1 protein-coding gene is annotated in these 461 nt (G+C 58.1%); it reads right to left on the minus strand.

What is annotated here, in order from left to right; genetic code table 11:
• Positions 1 to 461, minus strand: a 461-nt coding sequence (locus BM607_RS22025) for a hypothetical protein (RefSeq protein ID WP_212669164.1), incomplete at both ends; no start/stop codon positions are given.

The raw sequence follows: 461 nt of genomic DNA on the forward strand, positions 1-461 counted from the left end.
TCGGTTTGAATCGCTGCAGCGTTTTGGGTAACACCTTGTTGGGCTGCGTTCGCGGCGGCTTGGGCAGCAGCTGCGGCGCTGGCGGCATCGGTCGCGGCTTTGTCAGTGACGGCAACCCACGCTGAACCACTCCAACGCTTAGGCGTGTTGGCATTGCCTGTGGTATCGATCCACAGGTTTTGTACTAAGCGATCAGCTGCTGCAGGGGCCGTAGACTGAATAAGTACTTTGCCTTTGGTACCCGCCAAACCTGCAGCGTCAGCCGCAGCTTGGGCAGCAGAGTTCGCGGCAGTTTGTGCAGTTGATGCGGCATTATTAGCGGCAGTCGCCGAGGCCTGAACTGTGGTGATCTGTGTTGCTAATGCGCTATCGGCATTGGCTCTTGCTGTTTGCTCGGTTTGAATCGCTGCAGCGTTTTGGGTAACACCTTGTTGGGCTGCGTTCGCGGCGGCTTGGGCAGC

Origin of the sequence: Shewanella sp. SACH, from assembly GCF_001887095.2 — a bacterium.
Lineage (GTDB): Bacteria > Pseudomonadota > Gammaproteobacteria > Enterobacterales > Shewanellaceae > Shewanella > Shewanella baltica.